General features: G+C 72.6%; 16 protein-coding genes and 1 pseudogene. 3 read left to right on the top strand and 14 right to left on the bottom strand.

Translation table 11 applies throughout. From position 1 onward, the window contains the following. Positions 1-4: 4 nt before the first annotated feature. Positions 5-1,222: a cytochrome P450 gene (locus AB0M36_RS25255; protein ID WP_364161633.1), complete on the bottom strand. Its 1,218-nt coding sequence runs from the start codon at positions 1,220-1,222 to the stop codon at positions 5-7. A gap of 62 nt (positions 1,223-1,284) precedes the next feature. Then, positions 1,285-2,568 carry an SGNH/GDSL hydrolase family protein gene (locus tag AB0M36_RS25260; RefSeq protein ID WP_364161636.1) on the bottom strand — a complete coding sequence of 428 codons (1,284 nt, stop codon included), beginning with the start codon at positions 2,566-2,568 and terminating at the stop codon, positions 1,285-1,287. Positions 2,569-2,925: 357 nt separating this feature from the next. Here AB0M36_RS25260 and AB0M36_RS25265 point away from each other — a divergent pair, with 357 nt between their 5' ends. From AB0M36_RS25265 to AB0M36_RS25275, 3 genes are all read left to right on the top strand, one after another. After that, positions 2,926-4,473: an AMP-binding protein gene (locus AB0M36_RS25265; RefSeq protein WP_364161516.1), complete on the top strand. Its 1,548-nt coding sequence runs from the start codon at positions 2,926-2,928 to the stop codon at positions 4,471-4,473. Then, positions 4,470-5,693 (top strand): MFS transporter, encoded by a 1,224-nt coding sequence (locus AB0M36_RS25270; RefSeq protein WP_364161518.1) that lies wholly within the window; start codon positions 4,470-4,472, stop codon positions 5,691-5,693. The genes AB0M36_RS25265 and AB0M36_RS25270 overlap by 4 nt, the downstream gene beginning before the upstream one ends. 189 nt (positions 5,694-5,882) lie before the next feature. Then, on the top strand, positions 5,883-6,563 hold the full coding sequence (locus AB0M36_RS25275; RefSeq protein WP_364161520.1) for an SGNH/GDSL hydrolase family protein: 681 nt from the start codon (positions 5,883-5,885) through the stop codon (positions 6,561-6,563). 134 nt (positions 6,564-6,697) lie between these two features. Here AB0M36_RS25275 and AB0M36_RS25280 read toward each other — a convergent pair whose 3' ends face one another. From AB0M36_RS25280 to AB0M36_RS25335, 12 genes and pseudogenes are all read right to left on the bottom strand, one after another. Beyond that, positions 6,698-8,056 carry a hypothetical protein gene (locus AB0M36_RS25280; RefSeq protein WP_364161523.1) on the bottom strand — a complete coding sequence of 453 codons (1,359 nt, stop codon included), beginning with the start codon at positions 8,054-8,056 and terminating at the stop codon, positions 6,698-6,700. After that, entirely contained in the window at positions 8,053-9,027 is a 975-nt protein-coding gene (locus AB0M36_RS25285) for a transketolase C-terminal domain-containing protein (RefSeq protein WP_364161525.1), read from the bottom strand. Before AB0M36_RS25285 ends, AB0M36_RS25280 begins: the two co-directional genes overlap by 4 nt. After that, positions 9,027-9,998: a thiamine pyrophosphate-dependent dehydrogenase E1 component subunit alpha gene (locus tag AB0M36_RS25290; protein ID WP_364161527.1), complete on the bottom strand. Its 972-nt coding sequence runs from the start codon at positions 9,996-9,998 to the stop codon at positions 9,027-9,029. Before AB0M36_RS25290 ends, AB0M36_RS25285 begins: the two co-directional genes overlap by 1 nt. A gap of 17 nt (positions 9,999-10,015) precedes the next feature. After that, a pseudogene (locus AB0M36_RS25295) lies at positions 10,016-10,174 on the bottom strand (DUF3050 domain-containing protein); the annotation flags it as partial. Positions 10,175-10,176: 2 nt separating this feature from the next. Continuing rightward, the gene (locus AB0M36_RS25300; protein ID WP_364161529.1) at positions 10,177-11,100 is read right to left on the bottom strand and encodes a phytanoyl-CoA dioxygenase family protein; all 924 of its coding nucleotides are present in this window, start codon (positions 11,098-11,100) and stop codon (positions 10,177-10,179) included. Further along, a complete protein-coding gene (gene hppD, locus AB0M36_RS25305; RefSeq protein WP_364161531.1) occupies positions 11,097-12,218 on the bottom strand; it encodes a 4-hydroxyphenylpyruvate dioxygenase in 1,122 nt (373 codons plus the stop codon). The genes AB0M36_RS25300 and hppD overlap by 4 nt, the downstream gene beginning before the upstream one ends. Positions 12,219-12,286: 68 nt before the next feature. Then, positions 12,287-13,546 carry a beta-ketoacyl-[acyl-carrier-protein] synthase family protein gene (locus AB0M36_RS25310; RefSeq protein ID WP_364161533.1) on the bottom strand — a complete coding sequence of 420 codons (1,260 nt, stop codon included), beginning with the start codon at positions 13,544-13,546 and terminating at the stop codon, positions 12,287-12,289. Beyond that, on the bottom strand, positions 13,543-15,159 hold the full coding sequence (locus AB0M36_RS25315; protein WP_364161535.1) for a class I adenylate-forming enzyme family protein: 1,617 nt from the start codon (positions 15,157-15,159) through the stop codon (positions 13,543-13,545). Before AB0M36_RS25315 ends, AB0M36_RS25310 begins: the two co-directional genes overlap by 4 nt. Next, on the bottom strand, positions 15,156-15,674 hold the full coding sequence (locus AB0M36_RS25320) for a beta-ketoacyl synthase chain length factor (protein WP_364161537.1): 519 nt from the start codon (positions 15,672-15,674) through the stop codon (positions 15,156-15,158). The genes AB0M36_RS25315 and AB0M36_RS25320 overlap by 4 nt, the downstream gene beginning before the upstream one ends. Beyond that, a complete protein-coding gene (locus tag AB0M36_RS25325; RefSeq protein ID WP_364161539.1) occupies positions 15,671-16,900 on the bottom strand; it encodes a beta-ketoacyl synthase N-terminal-like domain-containing protein in 1,230 nt (409 codons plus the stop codon). Before AB0M36_RS25325 ends, AB0M36_RS25320 begins: the two co-directional genes overlap by 4 nt. Beyond that, entirely contained in the window at positions 16,893-17,138 is a 246-nt protein-coding gene (locus AB0M36_RS25330) for an acyl carrier protein (protein ID WP_364161541.1), read from the bottom strand. The genes AB0M36_RS25325 and AB0M36_RS25330 overlap by 8 nt, the downstream gene beginning before the upstream one ends. Further along, a complete protein-coding gene (locus tag AB0M36_RS25335; protein WP_364161543.1) occupies positions 17,138-17,404 on the bottom strand; it encodes an acyl carrier protein in 267 nt (88 codons plus the stop codon). The genes AB0M36_RS25330 and AB0M36_RS25335 overlap by 1 nt, the downstream gene beginning before the upstream one ends. Position 17,405 lies beyond the last annotated feature (1 nt).

The following is a 17,405-nucleotide window of genomic DNA, read 5'->3' on the forward strand; positions in this document are numbered from 1 at the left end:
GCTCCTATCCGCCGGTCGAGACGAAGAGCTTGTCGATACCGCGCAGGAAGAGGCTCCCGCTGTAGACCGGCGTACGGGTGACCGCCAGGTCGGGAAAGCGGGCGAGGAGCCGGGGCAACGCCACCGTCCCCTCCAGCCGGGATACCGCCGCACCGAGGCAGTAATGCACGCCGACACCGAAGGCGAGCGAGGCCGGGCCGGACCGGCGCGCATCGAAGCGGTCGGGGTCGGGGAACCGGTGCGGGTCACGGTTGGCTCCGGCGATGATCAGCAGCACGTTCTCCCCCTGCCGCACCGGCACCCCGCCGAGGTCGGTGTCGTGCGGGGCGGCCCGGGCCAGGAAGTGCACCGGATTCTGCATGCGCAGCACCTCGTCGACGCAGCCGCGGGCCAACGCGGCGTCCCCGGGCAGCGACGCGACCGTGTCCGGGTGGGCCAGCAGCAGCGGCAGTCCGTTGCTGAACAGGTAGGCGGTGGTCCCGAAGCTGGCGTTGAACAGCACGATGAGATTACCGATCAGCTCGTCCTCGGTCAGCTCGACCTCGCCGGAGTCGAGCGCCTCGACCAGCCCGCTGATCAGGTCCTCGCCGGGGCAGCGGCGACGATGGGCGATCAGGTCACGGTAGAACGCCGTCAGTTCCTCGGCGGCCTGGTTGGCCCGGTCGAGGCGTTCGGAGGTCTTGCCGGCCACGTCCAAGAACTCGTCGATCCACGCCACACGCTGCCGGTACCAGGCCAGCTCCGCCTCGGGCAGGCCGATGAAGTCAGCCATCACCAACGCCGGCACCGGGTGTGCGAAGCCGGCCACGAAGTCCACCTCGGCGCCGCCCGCACCGGCCTCGGCGATCCGGTCCAGCATGCTGTCGACCACCCGGACGACCACCGGCTCCAGCGCACCCAGCCGGCGCGGAGTGAAGGTCTTCGCGAACACCGCCCGCATCCGGGTGTGCTCCGGTGGATCGGTGAACATCATCGAGGACATGAAGGTACGCAGGATCGGCTGCGCCTGCCAGCCCGGCGCGGCCCCCTTGCGCCACTCGGGGTCGCGCAGCACGGAGCCGACCAGGTCGTATCCGACGGCGACGGCAACGACGGTGCGGTGCTCGGGCCGGTCCCGGATCGCGCTGACGGGACCCAGCGCGTGCAGGGCCGCGTACCAGGGATAGGGGTTCTGCCGCCCAGGCTCGCTGTAGAGCCCGGACAGGATCTCGTCGACGTCCACGGTGGTGCTTCCTCCCAGGAACGGACGGCGGGGCGGCGGGTCGTCCGGCCGCCCCACCGGTGTCACAGACCGAGCAGACGCAGCGGTACGGCGTCCGCCATCGCCTTGTTGCCGGCGTCGTTCGGGTGGATGTGGTCGCCCGAGTCGTACGCCGGCAGCAGTCGGCTGGGCTGGGCCGGGTCGCGCAGCACCGCATCGAAGTCGAGCAGGCCGTCGAACTCGGCCGCGCCCTGGCCGCGGAGCCAGGCGTTGACCGCCTGCCGGGTCGCGTCCTTCTCCGGCGTCCACACGCCCGGGTTACCGTGCCCCTCGTACGGGGTGAGCGTCGCGGCGAGGCTACGCAGGCCACGCGCCTTGGTCTGCCGGTTGATCTGCCGCAGCGCGGTGATGATGTTCTCGGCGGAGTCGTCGGACATCCAGATGTCGTTGATGCCGAGGTGGGTCACCAGAGTCTTCACCCCGGTCTGCGGGAAGACATCCTCGTTGAGCCGGGCGAGGGCGTTCGGTCCCAGCTCGGGGTAACCGGGGAACCCGCCCGCGCCGGGCTCGGGCCCCTCGTGGTTGAGTCGGTTGCCAGCCAGGCTCAGGTTGAGCACACCGGGGGTGTTCACCTCCGGGCGGGCGACGACCAGCCGATCCGCGAGCAGGTCCGGCCAGCGCTTGTGGGCGTTGACGGTGCTGCCGTTGCCGTCGCCGATCGAGTCGCCGAGCACCACGACCGCGCCCGGGCTGTGCCGCCGCTGCACGTCGAGACCGGAGAGGAACATCCAGCAACAGTTGGGCCGGATGGTGAATCCGGCGCCGTCGGCGGTGGTGGTCAGGTCCTTGGCCCCGATGAACGTGGTGACCTTGGACTGGCCGTGGAAGGTGACCAGGCCGGTGAGCACCGGGAAGTGCAGGGTGACGATCAGTTCCTCCTGCTCCTGGACCCGGAAGTGCAGCGGGTCGCTGAGCAGTTCGGCGCCCTTGTTCATGGTGGCCGAGGTGGACCCGCCGAAGGTCAGCTCGCGCAGCGTGGCCGCGTCGATGTCGGACCGGTCGTCGGGCGTGCCGTTGTTCGGGCGGGCCACGGTGGCGTGCCCGACCTTGACGGCTTGCTCGCCGTAGAGGTTGGTCAGCCGCACCCGCAGCCGGTCGCCGCCGACCGTGGTGCGCACGGTCATCCGGATGCTCTGGTCGTTCAGGCCGGTGTAGGTGAGGCCGGCGGTGTTGCCGCGGGTGACCGCGGTGGCCCAGGTGCCCGCCCACTCCGCCCGCGGCGGACGGGTGCGCTCGGCGGCCGAGGGGCCGGCACTGGCTGTTATGGCTGGGGCGCTCACGACCAGCAGCGCAGCCGTGGAAGCTATGACGTGCCATCGTTTCGGGGTCGACATGGAACCTCCATCTGGGGCAGCCCAGGGCCGGCCCATGATCGCCCCGGCCCAGGCAATGGACGGAACCTAGCCGGAGGCTCTGACGAGCGTCAATCAACCTGATCGACATGATCAGATGTCCACTGTGTGGACTCCGCCGCCGTTCGGCTCTGTCCGTCGGCCCCGCCGCGTGCTTAGGCTCGAACGTGGCGGCGGTGCGGTCACCCTCTCGCGTGCGCCGGCGCGTCCGGGAATCGGTCCGCCCGCACGCCTCGGTCGGCCGGTCGCTGCGGGCGCCTGACGCAGGCCGCCGCGACGTTGACCACCACGCATCGACTGGGGGCCCGCACGATGACCGATCGGCCGACGACGTACGTGCACGACGCGCTGGAGCTGTTCGCCGGCTTCGGCGAGCGGGAGGCACTGGTCGGCGACGGCCGCCGGCTCAGCTACGCGGAGGTCGTCGCCGAGGTACGCGGCCTGGCCGGGGCACTCACCGCGCACGGCGTACGGCCCGGCGCGGCGGTGCTGGTCATGCTCGGCAACACCGTGCAGGCCCCGCTGCTCCAGCTCGCCCTGCACCTGCTCGGCTGCCGGACGATGTGGATCGCTCCGGTCACCTCGCGCCGCGAGATCGACGATTTCGCGCGTCGGGCCCGCCCCGACGTGTTCGTGCACGACGCCGACGACGACCTCGGCGCGCAGATCGCCGCCGCGCTGCCCGGCGTCCCGGTGCTGCGGCTCGGCGTGGAGCTGACCCCGGCCCCGGGCGGAGCACTGCCCGCTGCGGTGCCCGCACCCGAGTCGATCCTGCAGACCAGCGGCACCACTGGCACTCCCAAACTGGTGCACCACCGGGAGAGCTTCTACCGGCAGGTGCTCGCCCTGGCCACCGGGTTCCGCGCGGCCGGCCCCCCGCTGCTACGGCACCTGTCGCACTCGCCGATGTGGCTGGCCAGCGGCCAGATCACCACGCTGTTCAACCTTTTCACCGGCGGAGTGCTGTTCCTGCGCCAGCAGTGGGACCCGGCAGCGTTCGTCCACTCCGTCGAGGCCGAACGGCTCACCTCCACCTTCCTCACCCCGCCGATGCTCTATGAGGTGCTCGACCATCCGGCGCTGGTCGGGGCGGACTTCTCCACCATGGTCATGTTGAACGTGGGTGCCGGGCCCGCCGCGCCCGCCCGGCTGCGTCAGGCGATCGCCCGGTTCGGCGCGTGTCTGCGCATCGTGTACGGCCTCAGCGAGGCAGTAGTGATCTGTGCGCTGCCCGACCTCACCGACGATCCGGAGCATCCGGAACGGCTGCGCTCGTGCGGCCGGCCGTACGGCGACGTCACGGTGCAGATCCGTGACACCGACGGGCGGGTCCTGCCGGCCGGCGCGGACGGCGAGGTGTGGGTGCGCACCGCCCTCAGCTTCCACGGCTACCACGGCCAGCCCGAACTGACCGCCGAGACCCTGGTCGACGGCTGGGTGCGTACCCGCGACATCGGCCATCTCGACGCCGACGGCTTCCTGTACCTGGTCGACCGGCTGCAGGACCGGATCCTCACCCGGCAGCGCAGCTGGCCGATCTACTCCCGCCCGATCGAGGACGTCCTCGCCGCGCATCCCGAGGTGCGCGCCGCCGCCGTGATCGGCGTGAGCGACCCAGTGGCCGGTGAGCTGCCGTACGCGTACGTGGTCACCGTTCCCGGCGCGTCGGTCACCGGGGATGAGCTGATCACGCTGGTGACCGCGGAGCTGAGTGACACCTGGGCCCCCGGCGGGGTGGAGTTCGTCGACGCGCTTCCGCTCAACCGTGCGGCCAAGGTGGACAAGCAGGCCCTGCGCGCCCGGTACGCCGCCGGGCAACCGGGCAAGGCGGAGGTCGCGGCGACCGGTGCCACGCCGTGACCCCGCGTCGGGAACTCTACGTCCTGGTCGGCGCCGACCTGATCTCCAACCTGGGCAGCCGCATCTCCCTGGTGGCGATCCCCTGGCTGGTGCTGGAGACCACCGGAAGCCCGGCCCGGATGGGCGTGGTGGCGGCGGCGGAAGCCCTGCCGTACCTGCTCTCCAGCGCGCTCGCCGCCCCGTGGGCCGACCGGTTCGGCGTACGGCGCACGTCGATCGTGGCGGACGCGGCGAGCGCGGCGGTCGTGGCGTTGGTGGCGCTCGCGCCCTGGCTCGGATTCGGCGCCCTCGTGGCACTGGTCGCGGTGGCCGGCGGGCTGCGCGGCATCGGCGACCGGGTCAAGCACGTCATGTTCCGCCCGGCCGCCCTGCGCGCCGGGGTGCCACTGATCCGGCTGACCAGCGCGTACGACGGCCTGGTCCGCGGGGTGTCGCTCTTCGGCGCGGTGCTCGGCGGGCTGCTGATCGACGGGGTCGGGGTGACCAGGGCGATCGGGATCAACGCGGGCACCTTCGCACTCTGCGCCCTGCTGATCGCCGTCGCGGGCCGCCGGAGCGCCCCTACGGAGCAGGCTCCCCGGGAGAGCTACCTGCGGGCGCTGCGCGGCGGTTTCGCCTATCTGCGCACCGACCGTACGTTGCTGGCGATGTTGTTGGTGATCTCGGCACTGAACCTGTTCGCCAATGCCAGCGTCGCGGTCTACATCCCGCTCTGGGTGGCCGAGGTCTTCGGCGACCCGACCGGATTCGGCCTGGTGCTGGGGGTCTTCGCCGGAGGAGCGCTGCTCGGCAACCTGATCTTCACGGTCGCCGGGCCGCGGCTGCCCCGTCGGATGACGTTCGCGGTGGGAGCGGCGGTCAGCGGCGCCCCCCGGCTGCTCGCGTTGGCGCTCAGCGACGACCTGGCCGTCGTGCTCACCGTGACCTTCCTGTCCGGGGTGGGGATCGCCGCGGTCAACCCGCTGCTCGGCGCGGCGCTCTACGAGCGCGTGCCGGAGGCGCTGCAGACCCGGGTGATCGGCATCTCCGGATCGCTGGCGTTCCTGGGTCTGCCGGTGGGAGCCCTGCTGGGCGGCTGGACCGCCGCCGGTCTTGGACTGGTGCCGGCACTGTGGGTGATGGCGGCGGCGTGCCTGGTGCTGACCGGGACGCCACTGCTGGTCGGCGGGCCGCGCGTGGGTGGGCGCACCCCGGAGCCGACGGCCTCCGGTCAGCGCTGACGGCGCCATTCCGACGGCAGCCGTGGCGGTGTGCCCCGGCGGCGCCCGCCCGGGCATCGACGCCGGTGCGGCCGGCCGCACTACCCATCGTCGCCGATCGCCCCCGCCCTGACCGCGCTGCACCATCGGGCGTCCCCGACGTCCGCCGGTCATCTGGCTGGCGGACGGCAGGACCGGTACCGTTCCGACATGCCATCGACGCTGAGCGAAGTGACGGATCCGTTCTGCCTACGCGCCGGCGAGAGCGCCGACCTGCTCGGCGGCCATCCCTGGCGCAGGTTCGTGGTGCTCGGCGACAGCGTCGCCGAGGGGCTGTGCGAACCCGTCGCCGGGTACAGCGAGCTGCAGTGGGCCGACCGGATCGCCGCCGAGCTGCGCGCGGTCGCTCCCGCGCTGGCGTATCTCAACCTGGGCCGGCGCGGCCTGCGGGCGCACGAGGTACGCGCGCGCCAACTGGACGACGCTCTGGGCTTCGCCCCCGACCTGGCGCTGGTGGTGTGCGGTGGCAACGACGCCTTCCGGACGTCGTTCGTACCGGCGGAGGTGGACGTCGAGGTGGCCGCGATGATCACACCGTTGCGGCAGGCGGGCGCGGACGTGCTCACGGTCGGGATGTTCGACGTCTCGCACAGCCCGGCGGTGCCGCCCGCGGTGCGGCCCGGACTCGGCGAGCGAATGCGGTTGCTGTCCACACACACCCGGGCTCTGGCGGCCCGGCTCGGCTGTCTGCACGTCCACCTCACCGACCATCCGGCGGTGGCCGATCCGACGCTCTACAGCGGTGACGGCCGGCACGGCAGCGCCCGCAGCGACGCCATCGCCGCCGCGGAGACGGTACGCCGGCTCGGCGCGCATCTCGCCGGGCACTGACCGGCCCGGGCGCACCCGCCTCACCCCTGCGCGCGGCTCCGCGCCCCACCCACCCTGCACCGTGGCCGGGTGGCGGACCGGGACGACACCGACGGCGAGTCAGGTGCCCGGCCCGGTCTCGCCGCCGGGATCGGTCAGTCGATGAGCAGGACACCGGTGAGCAGGACTCCGCGCGCCAGGTTGAGCACTCCCTCGCTGCCGGGGTAGCCGACCCGGGCCAGCGCGCCGGAGCCGGTGCGGCCGAACAGATACGGGGCGATGCTGTACGGAACGTCGTCGGTGACCACCTCACCGGTCCCGATCTCCACGAAGTCCATCGCCACCCGATCGGCTGGCACGTACGCCTGCAGGATGTCGCCGCCCCGGGCGATCGCCGCGCGCACCCCATCGGCCCATGCCTCCGGGCTCAACTCCGGGCCGATCAGCACGTCGTGGCCGGCGGAACCGTCGGCCGGCTTGGCGACCAGGTGTGCCTGCTCGGCGAGAGCCCGGTCGAGCTCGGCGGCGGTCAGCGCCGCGGTGCAGGGGACGTAGCGACGGATCAGCGCCTGATCGTCGGCGGGAAGCTGGTCGATGTCCTCGTACAGCCAGGAAAAGTTGATCTTGTTGCCGAGCAGCCAGGCGGCGGCGCTGACGAACATCGGCAGAGTCCCGGCCGTCAACGCCCCGGACACCGCGTCCAGGCCGGCGCTCGGGGTGACCCGGTTGGGCACGAAGAGCCGGAACAGCGCGTCCACCGGCGCACCGTCCACCACCAACCGCTTCGCGTCGTCCAGCCGGGCCGTGGCGACCGGCGCGATGACCAGGTCGATGCCGAACCGGGCGGCCCGCGGGATCAGCGGCGACAGGATCCGGATGAAGGCGGCGGGGTCGTCCAGGCCCGGATAGTCGGCATCGAAATCCATCAGCAGGGCTACTCGGGCCCCATTGGCCAGCCCCAGCTCGTCACGGATTGCCAGGAAACGTCGGTCCAGGAGGGAGGGTGCGGGTCGAGCCGAGATCCCGTCGAGCAGGCCGCGCTGCCGGTACAGCGCGGCGAACCGCTCGATGACCGTGTCGGCGTCGAAACCCCCACCCAGACTGCTGTCGATGTTGTACTCGACGATCTTCGGCTCGCCGCCGGAGATCAGCACATCCGGGCGGTACGCCGCCAGCAGCGCCTCGGTCAGTGGCTCCTGCTCGTCGAGCAGCCGGGTGTCGCCCGGTGGCACGCCGAGCAGCGCCCGCAGCTCCCCCGCCGTCTCGGCCCGCCGCCGGCAGGCGTCCAGGATGAGCTGAGCGATCCGGTCGCAGACCTCGTTGAGTTCCCGGAACGAGTCGGCGGTCAGCACCGGCGGCCGGGCCAGCCGCCACCGTGGGTTGTACGTCGCGCGCCCGTGGAAGATCCGTTCCGACTCTCGCGCGCCGGCGTCGACCATCGCCCGCCGGACCGGCTCGGGCAAGCTCTGCCACGCCTGCCCGGCCGGCGGCCACGGGTATTTCACATCGATCATGTTCCGTCCTTGGTGACGAGGTGGATGGCGGTCGTGAGGGCGGCCCGGCCGGGCTGCACGGCCCGGTCCAGCCCAGGGGCGAACGGGAGCACCGCACCGTCCGGGCGGGTGACCCGGCGGGGTGGGGCAGCCAACGGCAGCCGTTCCACGACGCTGGCGATGATCTCGGCGGCGACGCCGCAGGACCGGTTGGAGTCGTCGACCACCACCAGCCGCCCGGTCCTGGCCACCGATGCGCACAACCCGTCGAGGTCGAACGGGTACAGCGTGCGCGGGTCGAACACCTCCACCGACACCTGCCCGGCCAGCTCCTCGGCGACGGCGAGCGCGTCGTGCACCAGGTGCCCGACGGCGACCACCGTGACATCGTCACCACGGCGACGGACCAGGCCCCGGCCGAGCGGCACCGGACCCAGCTCGGCGAAGTCGACGTCCTCCCGCACGTCCAGCGCGCCGGCCGGGGCGAAGACCACCACCGGATCGTCGTGCCGGATCGCCGAGACCAGCAACCCGTACGCGTCGGTCGGCGTCGCCGGCACCGCGGTGACGATGCCGACGTGCGCGAACAGCGCGTACGGGTGGTCGGAGTGCTGCCCCGCCCAACCGGTACGCGAGCCCGAGCCGGGCACCAGGTAGGTGACCGGGGCGGCACACTGGCCCCCGGTCATCAGGGGGAACTTGTGCGCGTGGTTGACGATCTGCTCGAAGACCAGGAAGAGCAGCGACGGGATCTGGAACTCCACCACCGGACGCATGCCCGCCAGCGCCGCCCCGGTCGCGAAGCTGGTGAACGCCTGTTCCGACAGCGGTGTGTCCCGCACCCGGTCCGATCCGAAGCGTGCGAACAGTCCTGCGGTCACGTGCGAGGCGCCCACCCGGACATCCTCGCCGAGCAGGAAGACCCGCTCGTCGCGGGCGAGTTCGTCGGCGAGCGCCCGGGTGAGCGCCCGCCGGTACGACAGCCGGGGCATCAGGCACCTCCCGGGCGGGCGGTCAGCCCACTGGCGTACAGATAATCGAGCGCCCCGGCCGGATCCGGCTCGGGGCTGGCCAGCGCGAACGCGACTGCGGCGTCGAGGGTGGACTCCACCTCGGCGTCGACGGCTGCCCGCTCGGCGTCGGACAGCCGGCCGCCCTGGATGTCGACCGGGTCCCGGGAGCGTCCGGCAGCCACCTCCTCGGGCGGGCGGTAGTCGAGGCGTACCTCGTGCTCGAAGGTGTGGTGCGCGTCGAAACGGTAGGTACGCGCCTCGATCAGCTCGGGTCCGCCGCCGGCGCGCATCCGATCCACGGCGGCGGCCGCCGCCACGCACACCCGCTGCGGGTCCTGGCCGTCGACCACGACGGCCGGGATGCCGAAGGCCTCGGCGCGGCCGGTGATGGTCCCCGCGACCGCGCCGTCGACGGGCATGGTGGTGGCGTAACCGTTGTTCTCGCAGACGAACAGCACCGGCACCCGCCAGAGCGCGGCCAGGTTGAACGCCTCCAGCAGCATGCCTTCGTTGACCGCGCCGTCGCCGAAGAAGCTCGCCCCGACGACGTCCTCGCCGCGCTGCCGGCGCGCCCACACCGCTCCGGTGAGGATCGCCCCGGCCGCGCCGACGATGGCGTTGGCGCCGAGCACCCCGACCGAGAAGTCGGCGGCGTGCATCGACCCGCCCCGGCCCCGGTTGAGGCCGGTTTCCCGCCCACACAGCTCGGCCATCATCCGGGCTGGGTCGGCACCCTTCGCGAGGACATGTCCGTGCCCGCGATGGGTGCCGGTGACCAGGTCCGTCCCCCGCAGCGCGGCGCACACCCCGGCGGCGATCCCCTCCTGACCGAGGTACGGGTGGATGCCGCCGACGATCGTCCGGGCCCGGACCAGCTCGATGGCCCGCTCCTCGAAGCGACGGATCAGCCGTACCATGCGGTAGAGCCGGACCGGGTCGGCGTCGGTCACGTGTGTCGTCCCTCCTTCACCGCGAAGACGTGGTGCTCCATGAAGGTCACCAGCGCCTCGTGGGTGTCGAGGTCGGCGTAGAGGGGGTGCTTGACGACCACGTCGCGGCGGTCGGTCACCGCCCGCTCCAGCCGTTCGATTCCCGGGTGCGTCTTACCCCAGTCGTACCGTGACATGTTCAGCCTCCTTGCGGGGCAGGCTCGCGCCAGATGATCGGGCAGTAATCGGGGTCGGCGTAGTCCGGCCGTCCGTCGTCGGTGCGGCGGACCAGGACGTCGTGGTTGTAGGTCGCGTGCGTACCGTCCGAAAGCGGGAACTCGCGCCAGGCGTTCGCACCGTCCTGCAGGTGCAGCGAGATGGCACGTCGGGGCCGCGCGCTCACGTTGGCGCCGCTGCCGTGGTAGGTGCGGCAGTGGTGGAAGCTCAGGTGTCCCTTGGGGATCACCATCGGAATCTTGCGGATCTCCGCGCCGTTGTGGGCCGCGTTCTCGGCCAGCATCTCCTCCAGCTGGCCCCGGTCGCGCTCGGCGAAGTGCCGCACCACGGTGTCGTCCGCGCCGATCTCCGACCAGCGGTGCGATCCGTCGACCATGGTGATGGTGCCCATCTCCACGTCACAGTCGTGGAACGGGATGAACGCGGTGAGCATGTCCTCGGACGAGGAGGACGCCCAGTAGTGCTTGTCGAAGTGCCAGGGCACGATGTTCGACGGCTCGCCGGCGATCGGCGGCTTGTAGATCAGCGTCGATTGGAAGATGCGAATCTCCGCGGCGCGGGCCAATCGGGCGGCGACCGCCCCGAGCAACGGCTTGCGCAGGATCGCGCCGATCGCGGAGTGTTCGTAGTGGACGTAGTCGTTGTGCCGCTGCACCGACCCCTTGGCCGGCTCCCAGTAAGCCAGTTTCGTTGGCCGTACGGGCAGGGTGCGATCGCGTTCGCCGTCGTAGTAGCGGTCGGTGGCCGCGGTGAGCGCGTCCACCTCGTCGTCGGTGAACAGCTTCTTCGACAGATACCAGCCGTGCGCGGCGTAGAAGCGCACATCCTCGTCGGAGGGCAGCAGCGCCCGCTCCTCGGCGGTCAGTGTCGGATGGGTGGTGGTCATACCCCAACTCCTTGAGCCGTGCCGGCCGCGACGGCGGGGGTCGCCCCCGCCGCGGCCAGCTCCCGTTCCTTGGCCTCGTAGAGGGCCTTGATGTTGCCGCTGCCGAAGGTGCGCGCCCCGCGCCGCTCGATGAGTTCGAGGAAGAGGGTGCGTCGCACGTGCATCGACTCGGTGAAGATCTGCAGCAACTGGCCACCATGGTCGTGGTCGACCAGGATGCCCAGCTCGCGGAGCCGGTCCAGCGGCGCGGCGATCGCACCGACGCGTCGTTCCAGATCGTCGTAGTAGGTGGCCGGGGTCCCGGCGAAGCGCACCCCGCGCTCGCTGAGCGCACCGACCGCGGTGACGATGTCGTCGGTGCGCAGCCCCAGGTGCTGCACGCCGGCGCCGTGGTGCTCGGTGAGGAAAGCGTCGATCTGCCCGGGCCGGCGCGACGTGTCCGGTTCCAACAGCACCAGGGTGACCCGTTCGGAGCGGCTCTGCACCACCGTCGAGTTCATCGCCTGCCCGGCGACCTCGATGTGTTCGGTGAAGATCTCCCGGAAGCCGAAGACCCGCGCGTAGAGGGCCACGGTGTCGGCGAGTTGACCGGGCGGCACACAGACCGCCAGATGGTCGATGTCGCACACCAACTGCTGCCCGGCACCGGACCCGGTTCGCGCCGGTGGGATCGGCTCCACCGCCCCGGGCAGGAACACCGACCGGTCACCGCGGCGTTCGACGAGGCGGTGCACCACGTCGCCGAAGCCGCCGACCTCCGCGGTCACCACCTCGGCGGCCGCGCCGGTCCAGGTACGCGGCGCGCTCAGCCCGGTCGCGCCCCGGGACACCAGCTCCGCGTACGCGCCGGCGGCGTCACCGACCTCCAGGGCGACCACGGCGACGCCGTCGCCGTGCCGGCGCACGTACTCGGTGGCGGGATGCGCGGCACTGAGCCCCGTGGTGAGCACCATCCGGATGTCACCCTGGGTCAACAGCAGGGAGCGCTGCCCGTCGAGCCCGGTCTCCGGGCCCCCCTGTCCACGCAGGTGGAAACCGACGGCCGTGCCGAAGTAGAAGGCGGACTGTCGCGCGTCCCCCACGTACAGTTCGATGTGGTCTATGCCATGTATGTCCATCTATCTGGGCCCTTCCTTGTTCCCCGTAACCGCTGCCCGGGCGCGTGCCGCCCAGGGTGGAGCGTCGATCAGCCGGGCGCCCCGACCGCCCGCGCGCGCGGCGCGGCAACGCGCCGCAGCAGGAGGCTGACGTTCTGACCGCCGAAGCCGAACGAATTGGTCAGTGCGAACTCGGTGCCGCTCGGCCGGGCCTGACCTCGGATGTGGTCCGCCGGGCATTGCGGGTCCGGGTCGTCGAGGTGGTACGTCGGGGGCAGCACGCCCGCGCCGAGCGCCAGCGCACAGGCCGCCGCCTCCACCACCCCGGACGCGCCGAGCAGGTGCCCGGTGAGCGCCTTGGTGGAGCTGACCGGCACCCCGTCGGCGCCGAAGACCGCGGCCAGCGCAGTCGTCTCCGCGACGTCCCCGAGTCGGGTGCCGGTGCCGTGGGCGTTGACGTAACCGACGTCGCCGGCCGCCACTCCCCCGGCGGACAGCGCCCGCCGCATGCACTCGGCCGCTGCCACGCCGTCGGGGCGGGGCGCGGTCAGGTGGTACGCGTCGGTCGTCGCCCCGTACCCGATGATCTCCGCGTAGCCGGTGACCCCACGCGCGGCCGCGTGTTCGGCGCGTTCCAGCACCAGCAGCGCCGCCCCCTCGGCCAGGACGAACCCGTTGCGCCGGCGGTCGAACGGCCGGCTGGCCTCGGTCGGGTCGGCCCACCCGCGGGCGAGGGCCCGGGCGTTGCCGAAGGTGTCGGCGAAGGTCGCGAACAGCGGTGCCTCGCTGGCCCCACAGAGCACCACGTCGGCCTCGCCGGCGCGGATCAGCCGGACCGCGTCGGCGACCGCCTGGGCGCCGGAGGCGCAGGCTGTACCGACCGACGAGCTGTAGCCGCGGATGCCGTGGGTGATGGCGATCCGCGCGGCCGGCATGTTCGGCAGGATCCCGGTCAACAGGTACGGGCTGACCGCCGCCCGCCCCCGCTCGGCCCGGGCGATCACCTGCGCCTCCAGGGTGGACATGCCGCCCACCCCGCCGACGATCACCCCGATCCGTCGTGGGTCGACGTCCCGGCCGACCTCGATGCCGGCGTCCGCGAGCGCGTCGGCGGCGGCGAGCAGCGCCAGCACCACGACCCGGTCCAGCACCCGGGTCTCCGGGCCGGAGGCGACCGTACGGGGGTCGATCGCCGGCAGCATGCCGGCGACCTCCAGCGACTCCCGCGCGGGATGCCCCTCGGGCGGGCGGACCAGCCCCGACCTGCCGCCGGTCACCGCATCGAAGGTGGCCGCCGGGCCCCGCCCGACCGGGCTGAACAGGCCCATCCCCGTGATGACCGCGGTCACGACGGGGCCTCGCTCAGGTAGCGCTCGCGCAGCGCCACCTTTCGGACCTTGCCGGTGACGGTGACCGGGATGTCGTCGGCTCGCACCGGCAGCACCCGGCGCAGGGTCGCCCCGAGGTCCGGGCCGAGCGCCGCGCGTACCGCCGGGTCACGGTTCCGCTCCGGGTCGGCGCCGGCGGCCAGTTCCAGCAGGACGTCGGTGACCACCGTGTCGCCCGCACGGACGATGACCACGGTGCAGTCGGTGACATCCGGACAGGAGGCGAGGATCCGCTCCTCCGACAACGCGGTGAAGAACCACCGGCCGTCCCCGGCGTCGACCGAGTCGACCGCCCGGTCCAGATGGTAGTAGCGGCCATCCGCGTCGGCGCGGACCAGGTCGCCGGTGAGGTACCAGCCGCGCAGCCGGGAGCGGTAGGTGGTGAGCGAGTCGTTCCAGTAGCCGCGGAACAACGACGGGGAGTCGATACCGAGCCACCCCACCTGCCCCGGGGGAAGCTCGTTGCCGTCCGGATCGAGCACGGCGACCCTGGCGAACTCGTACGGGCGGCCCACGCACCGGCCGTACCGGTCGGAGTCGGTGGTGTGCGTGACGTGGAACATCGAGTGCCCCATCTCGCTGGAACCGAGCCCGTCGATGAAGACCGAGCCGCGCACCCGGGTCACTCCGGCGCGGGTCATCACGTCGCGGGAACCGACCGCGACCAGCCGGCGCACGTGCGGCTCGTGCGAGCAGTCACCGGTGTTGAACCACAGCCGCACCGAGGCAAGGTCGTACCCGGACAGGTCGAAGCGGGCCAGCTCCGCCCAGGTGACGGAGAAGCCGAACACCCCGTCCGGACGCCACCGCTGGATGGCGTCGAGCACGCGCTCACCGCCCTGCTCGGACAACAGGAACATCTCCGCCCGGTTGCCCAGCGCCTGGTTGACCATCAGCACCGTCGCGGTGTGCGGGGCGGGCAGCGCGCTGAGGATGCGACCGGTTCCCTGAGCCTGCGGCATGGACAGCAGATGCCGGGTGGCGGCGAAAAGACTGGCGTGCGAGTGCAGCACCGCCTTGGGCACGCCGGTCGTCCCGGAGGTGTGGGTGACGACGACCGGATCGTCGTCGTGGTGACGGTAGTGCGCGGGGGCGGCGGCCGGGTCGCCACCGCCGGCCTCGGCGGGCCGGCCGAGCAGCGGCGCGCCCAGGTCGTGACCGCCGAGCAGATCGGCGTGCGCGGCGTCGGCGAGCACCCCGACGGCCCGCAGTCGGCGGATGTACTCGGCGGCGATCTCCGGGCGCAGCTTGCCGTTCATCAGCGCCGGGACCGCGCCGAGGCGGGCCAGGGCCAGGAAACTCAGCACCATGTCGGCGGCGCCGGTCGCCCAGACCGCCACCGGGTCGCGGGGGCGAACGCCCCGCTCGTGCAGCCATGCGGCCCGCGCGGCGATCCGCTCGTCGAGCTGACCCAGGGTCAGCGGCTGTTCGGCCGGGTGACCGTCGACGGCCGTGTCGAAGGTCAATCCCGGTCCCTGCGGATCCGCCCCGTGCGCCAGCACCCGGGCGAGCACGTTGCCGGCGCCGATCTCGGTGTCAGCCGCGAGCGCCCCGCGGAGTCCCTTGGTCCTCATGAACCTGTTCCTCCCCCCATCAGCATCGCGACCGCCCCGGTGGGGGTCCCGTCGGATGCCTGTTCGATCAGGACCAGCAGCGCCTCGTCGGCGTCGCCGTCGTACAGCAGCAGTTCCGCCGCGGCGGTGGCATCGGCCCGCAGGTCCTCCGTGGTGCTCAGGCACACCACCGGGCCGTGCAGCCCCCAGCGCGCCGCGATGTGCCCGGCCACGCTGTTCGACACCGACTGGAAGAAGAACAGCGGTCCGATCCGGCCGCCGGCGTCGACCGTGGCGCGGACGTGCTCGGCGCTGGGCCGGTCCCCCGCCACGCTGGCCAGCACCACCGCACAGCGCACCTGCGGCGGTGCGGGACGCTCGCCGTACCGGCGGGTGAGGCACCGCTCGGCGACCGCCGCCGCCAGCGGATGAAACGTCGAGTGCACGAACCCGGGCAGCGGCGGCGGCGCACCGTCGCCGGGTTCGGGCCAACGCGCCTCGGCCAGCACCCCGGGCGTCGCCGCCTGCGCGTTCACGGCGCGCCCAAAAGCAGGGCGGTGTTCGCGCCGCCGAAGGCCGCGTTGAGGCTGAGCGCGTACGGGCTGGCGACCGGACGGGGCGCGCCGGTGACCACGTCCAACGGGCAGGCCGCGTCGGGTCCGAGCCAGCCGGCGTTGACCGGCAGCTTGCCGTGCCGTAGAGCAAGCACGGTGACCACCAGTTCGAGCAGGCCGGATGCCTCCAGCGCGTGTCCGTGCAGCGACTTGGTGGAGCTGACCGGGATCCGGTCGGCCCGGTCGCCGAGGGCCAGCCGCAGCCCCGCCGCCTCAGAGGCGTCGCTGAACCCGGTGCCGGTGGCGTTGGCGTTGACGTAGCCCACCGCCTCGGCCGGCAGTCCGGCACGGCCCAGTGCCGCCCCGATCGCCCGCGCCAACCCGCGTCCGGCCGGATCCGGCCGGCACGGGTGGTACGCGTCTCCGGCCCGCCCCCAGCCGTACAGGGTCGCGACCGGCTCGACTCCGCGGCTCCGGGTCGCGACCGTGGACTCCAGCACCAGCGCGGCCACGCCGTCGCCGAGCAGCAGGCCGGTGCGTCCGACGCTGAACGGGCGGACCGCCCCGTCGACGGCCAGCGCCCGGCCGGCGTCGAAGAGCGCAAACTGGTCCGGCTCGACGAGGTAGCCGGCGGCCACCACGACCCGTTCCCGGTCGCCCCGCCGGATCATGGCGGCGGCGTCGGCGACCGCCGTGCTCGCCGAGACGCACGCGCTGGCATAGGTCCTCGTCGGACTGCCGAGCCCGCACCGCCGGGCCAGGCGCGCGACGAGTTCGGGCGCCGGTCGGCCGGCGGGTCCGACGCCGTCACCGGGGCCTCGGGTCGAGCCGCCGGTGACCGTGATCCGGCCGCGGTCCGCGGTCGGAGCTGTCCCCGTGCGGACTAGCCGGTCGGCACGGAACGCGCCAGGTTGGGACGACGGGCCACCGTGGGTGGCCAGCAGCAGCGCCGACTCCGCACGCTGGACGGAGGTCAGGCCGGCGGACCGGCAGGCGGCGTCGATCGCGACGGCCAGTTCGTCGGGCAGCGTCCCGACATCGGGCAGGGTCGCCGCGACGGTCACCCGGCGACCGGTGGTGTCGAAGCGGCGTACCGGCCGAAACGCCGGCGCTCCCCGGAGCGCACCGGCGAGCTGCGCGTCGGTGCCCCGGCCCAGGGCGCTGACCGCGTGCATTCCGGAGATCGGTACGGGCTCCCGCTCACCCATCCGCGGGACTGGTGAGCGAGCCACGGAACACCGTCAGGGCGTCATCGACGGTGCGGACCCCGGCGAGTTGGTCGTCGGTGAACTCCATCCGCCGTCCGTAGCGTTGCTCCACCAGGTGTACGAGCCACGCGAGTTCCAACGAACCGATCCGGTGCGGCACCTGGTCGACCGGCTTCGCGGTCAGTTCGGCGAGCATGCCCACCAGGTCAGCTCGGTCCAGGTCGGACTGCCCGGACATCAGCGGCTGCCGCTGGTCGACCCGGCGACCCGGGCGGCGACCATGGTGGTGAACTCTCCGACGGTCATCAGCGCGAGCTTCTCCGACTCCTCCTCGGCGAACTTCACCCCGTAGCGGTCCTCGACCCGCACGGCCAGGTCGGCCAAGGCCAGCGACTCCAGATCGACCCCGGACGGACCGAGGGTGGTCGCGTCGTCGATCTCCTCGACGTCGTAGTTCATATCTTCGAGCTGCTCGATGACGAAGGTACGGACCTCGTCCCGCATG

This window comes from Actinoplanes sp. NPDC051346 (assembly GCF_040682215.1).
Classification (GTDB): domain Bacteria; phylum Actinomycetota; class Actinomycetes; order Mycobacteriales; family Micromonosporaceae; genus Actinoplanes.

Bases quoted from the DNA above. Each gene is read 5' to 3' on its own strand.
- AB0M36_RS25265 (WP_364161516.1), top strand. From the start codon at position 2,926: ATGACCGATCGGCCGACGACGTACGTGCACGACGCGCTGGAGCTGTTC.
- AB0M36_RS25275 (WP_364161520.1), top strand. From the start codon at position 5,883: ATGCCATCGACGCTGAGCGAAGTGACGGATCCGTTCTGCCTACGCGCC.
- AB0M36_RS25280 (WP_364161523.1), bottom strand. From the start codon at position 8,056: ATGATCGATGTGAAATACCCGTGGCCGCCGGCCGGGCAGGCGTGGCAG.
- AB0M36_RS25285 (WP_364161525.1), bottom strand. From the start codon at position 9,027: ATGCCCCGGCTGTCGTACCGGCGGGCGCTCACCCGGGCGCTCGCCGAC.
- AB0M36_RS25300 (WP_364161529.1), bottom strand. From the start codon at position 11,100: ATGACCACCACCCATCCGACACTGACCGCCGAGGAGCGGGCGCTGCTG.
- hppD (WP_364161531.1), bottom strand. From the start codon at position 12,218: ATGGACATACATGGCATAGACCACATCGAACTGTACGTGGGGGACGCG.
- AB0M36_RS25315 (WP_364161535.1), bottom strand. From the start codon at position 15,159: ATGAGGACCAAGGGACTCCGCGGGGCGCTCGCGGCTGACACCGAGATC.
- AB0M36_RS25325 (WP_364161539.1), bottom strand. From the start codon at position 16,900: ATGGGTGAGCGGGAGCCCGTACCGATCTCCGGAATGCACGCGGTCAGC.
- AB0M36_RS25330 (WP_364161541.1), bottom strand. From the start codon at position 17,138: ATGTCCGGGCAGTCCGACCTGGACCGAGCTGACCTGGTGGGCATGCTC.
- AB0M36_RS25335 (WP_364161543.1), bottom strand. From the start codon at position 17,404: ATGCGGGACGAGGTCCGTACCTTCGTCATCGAGCAGCTCGAAGATATG.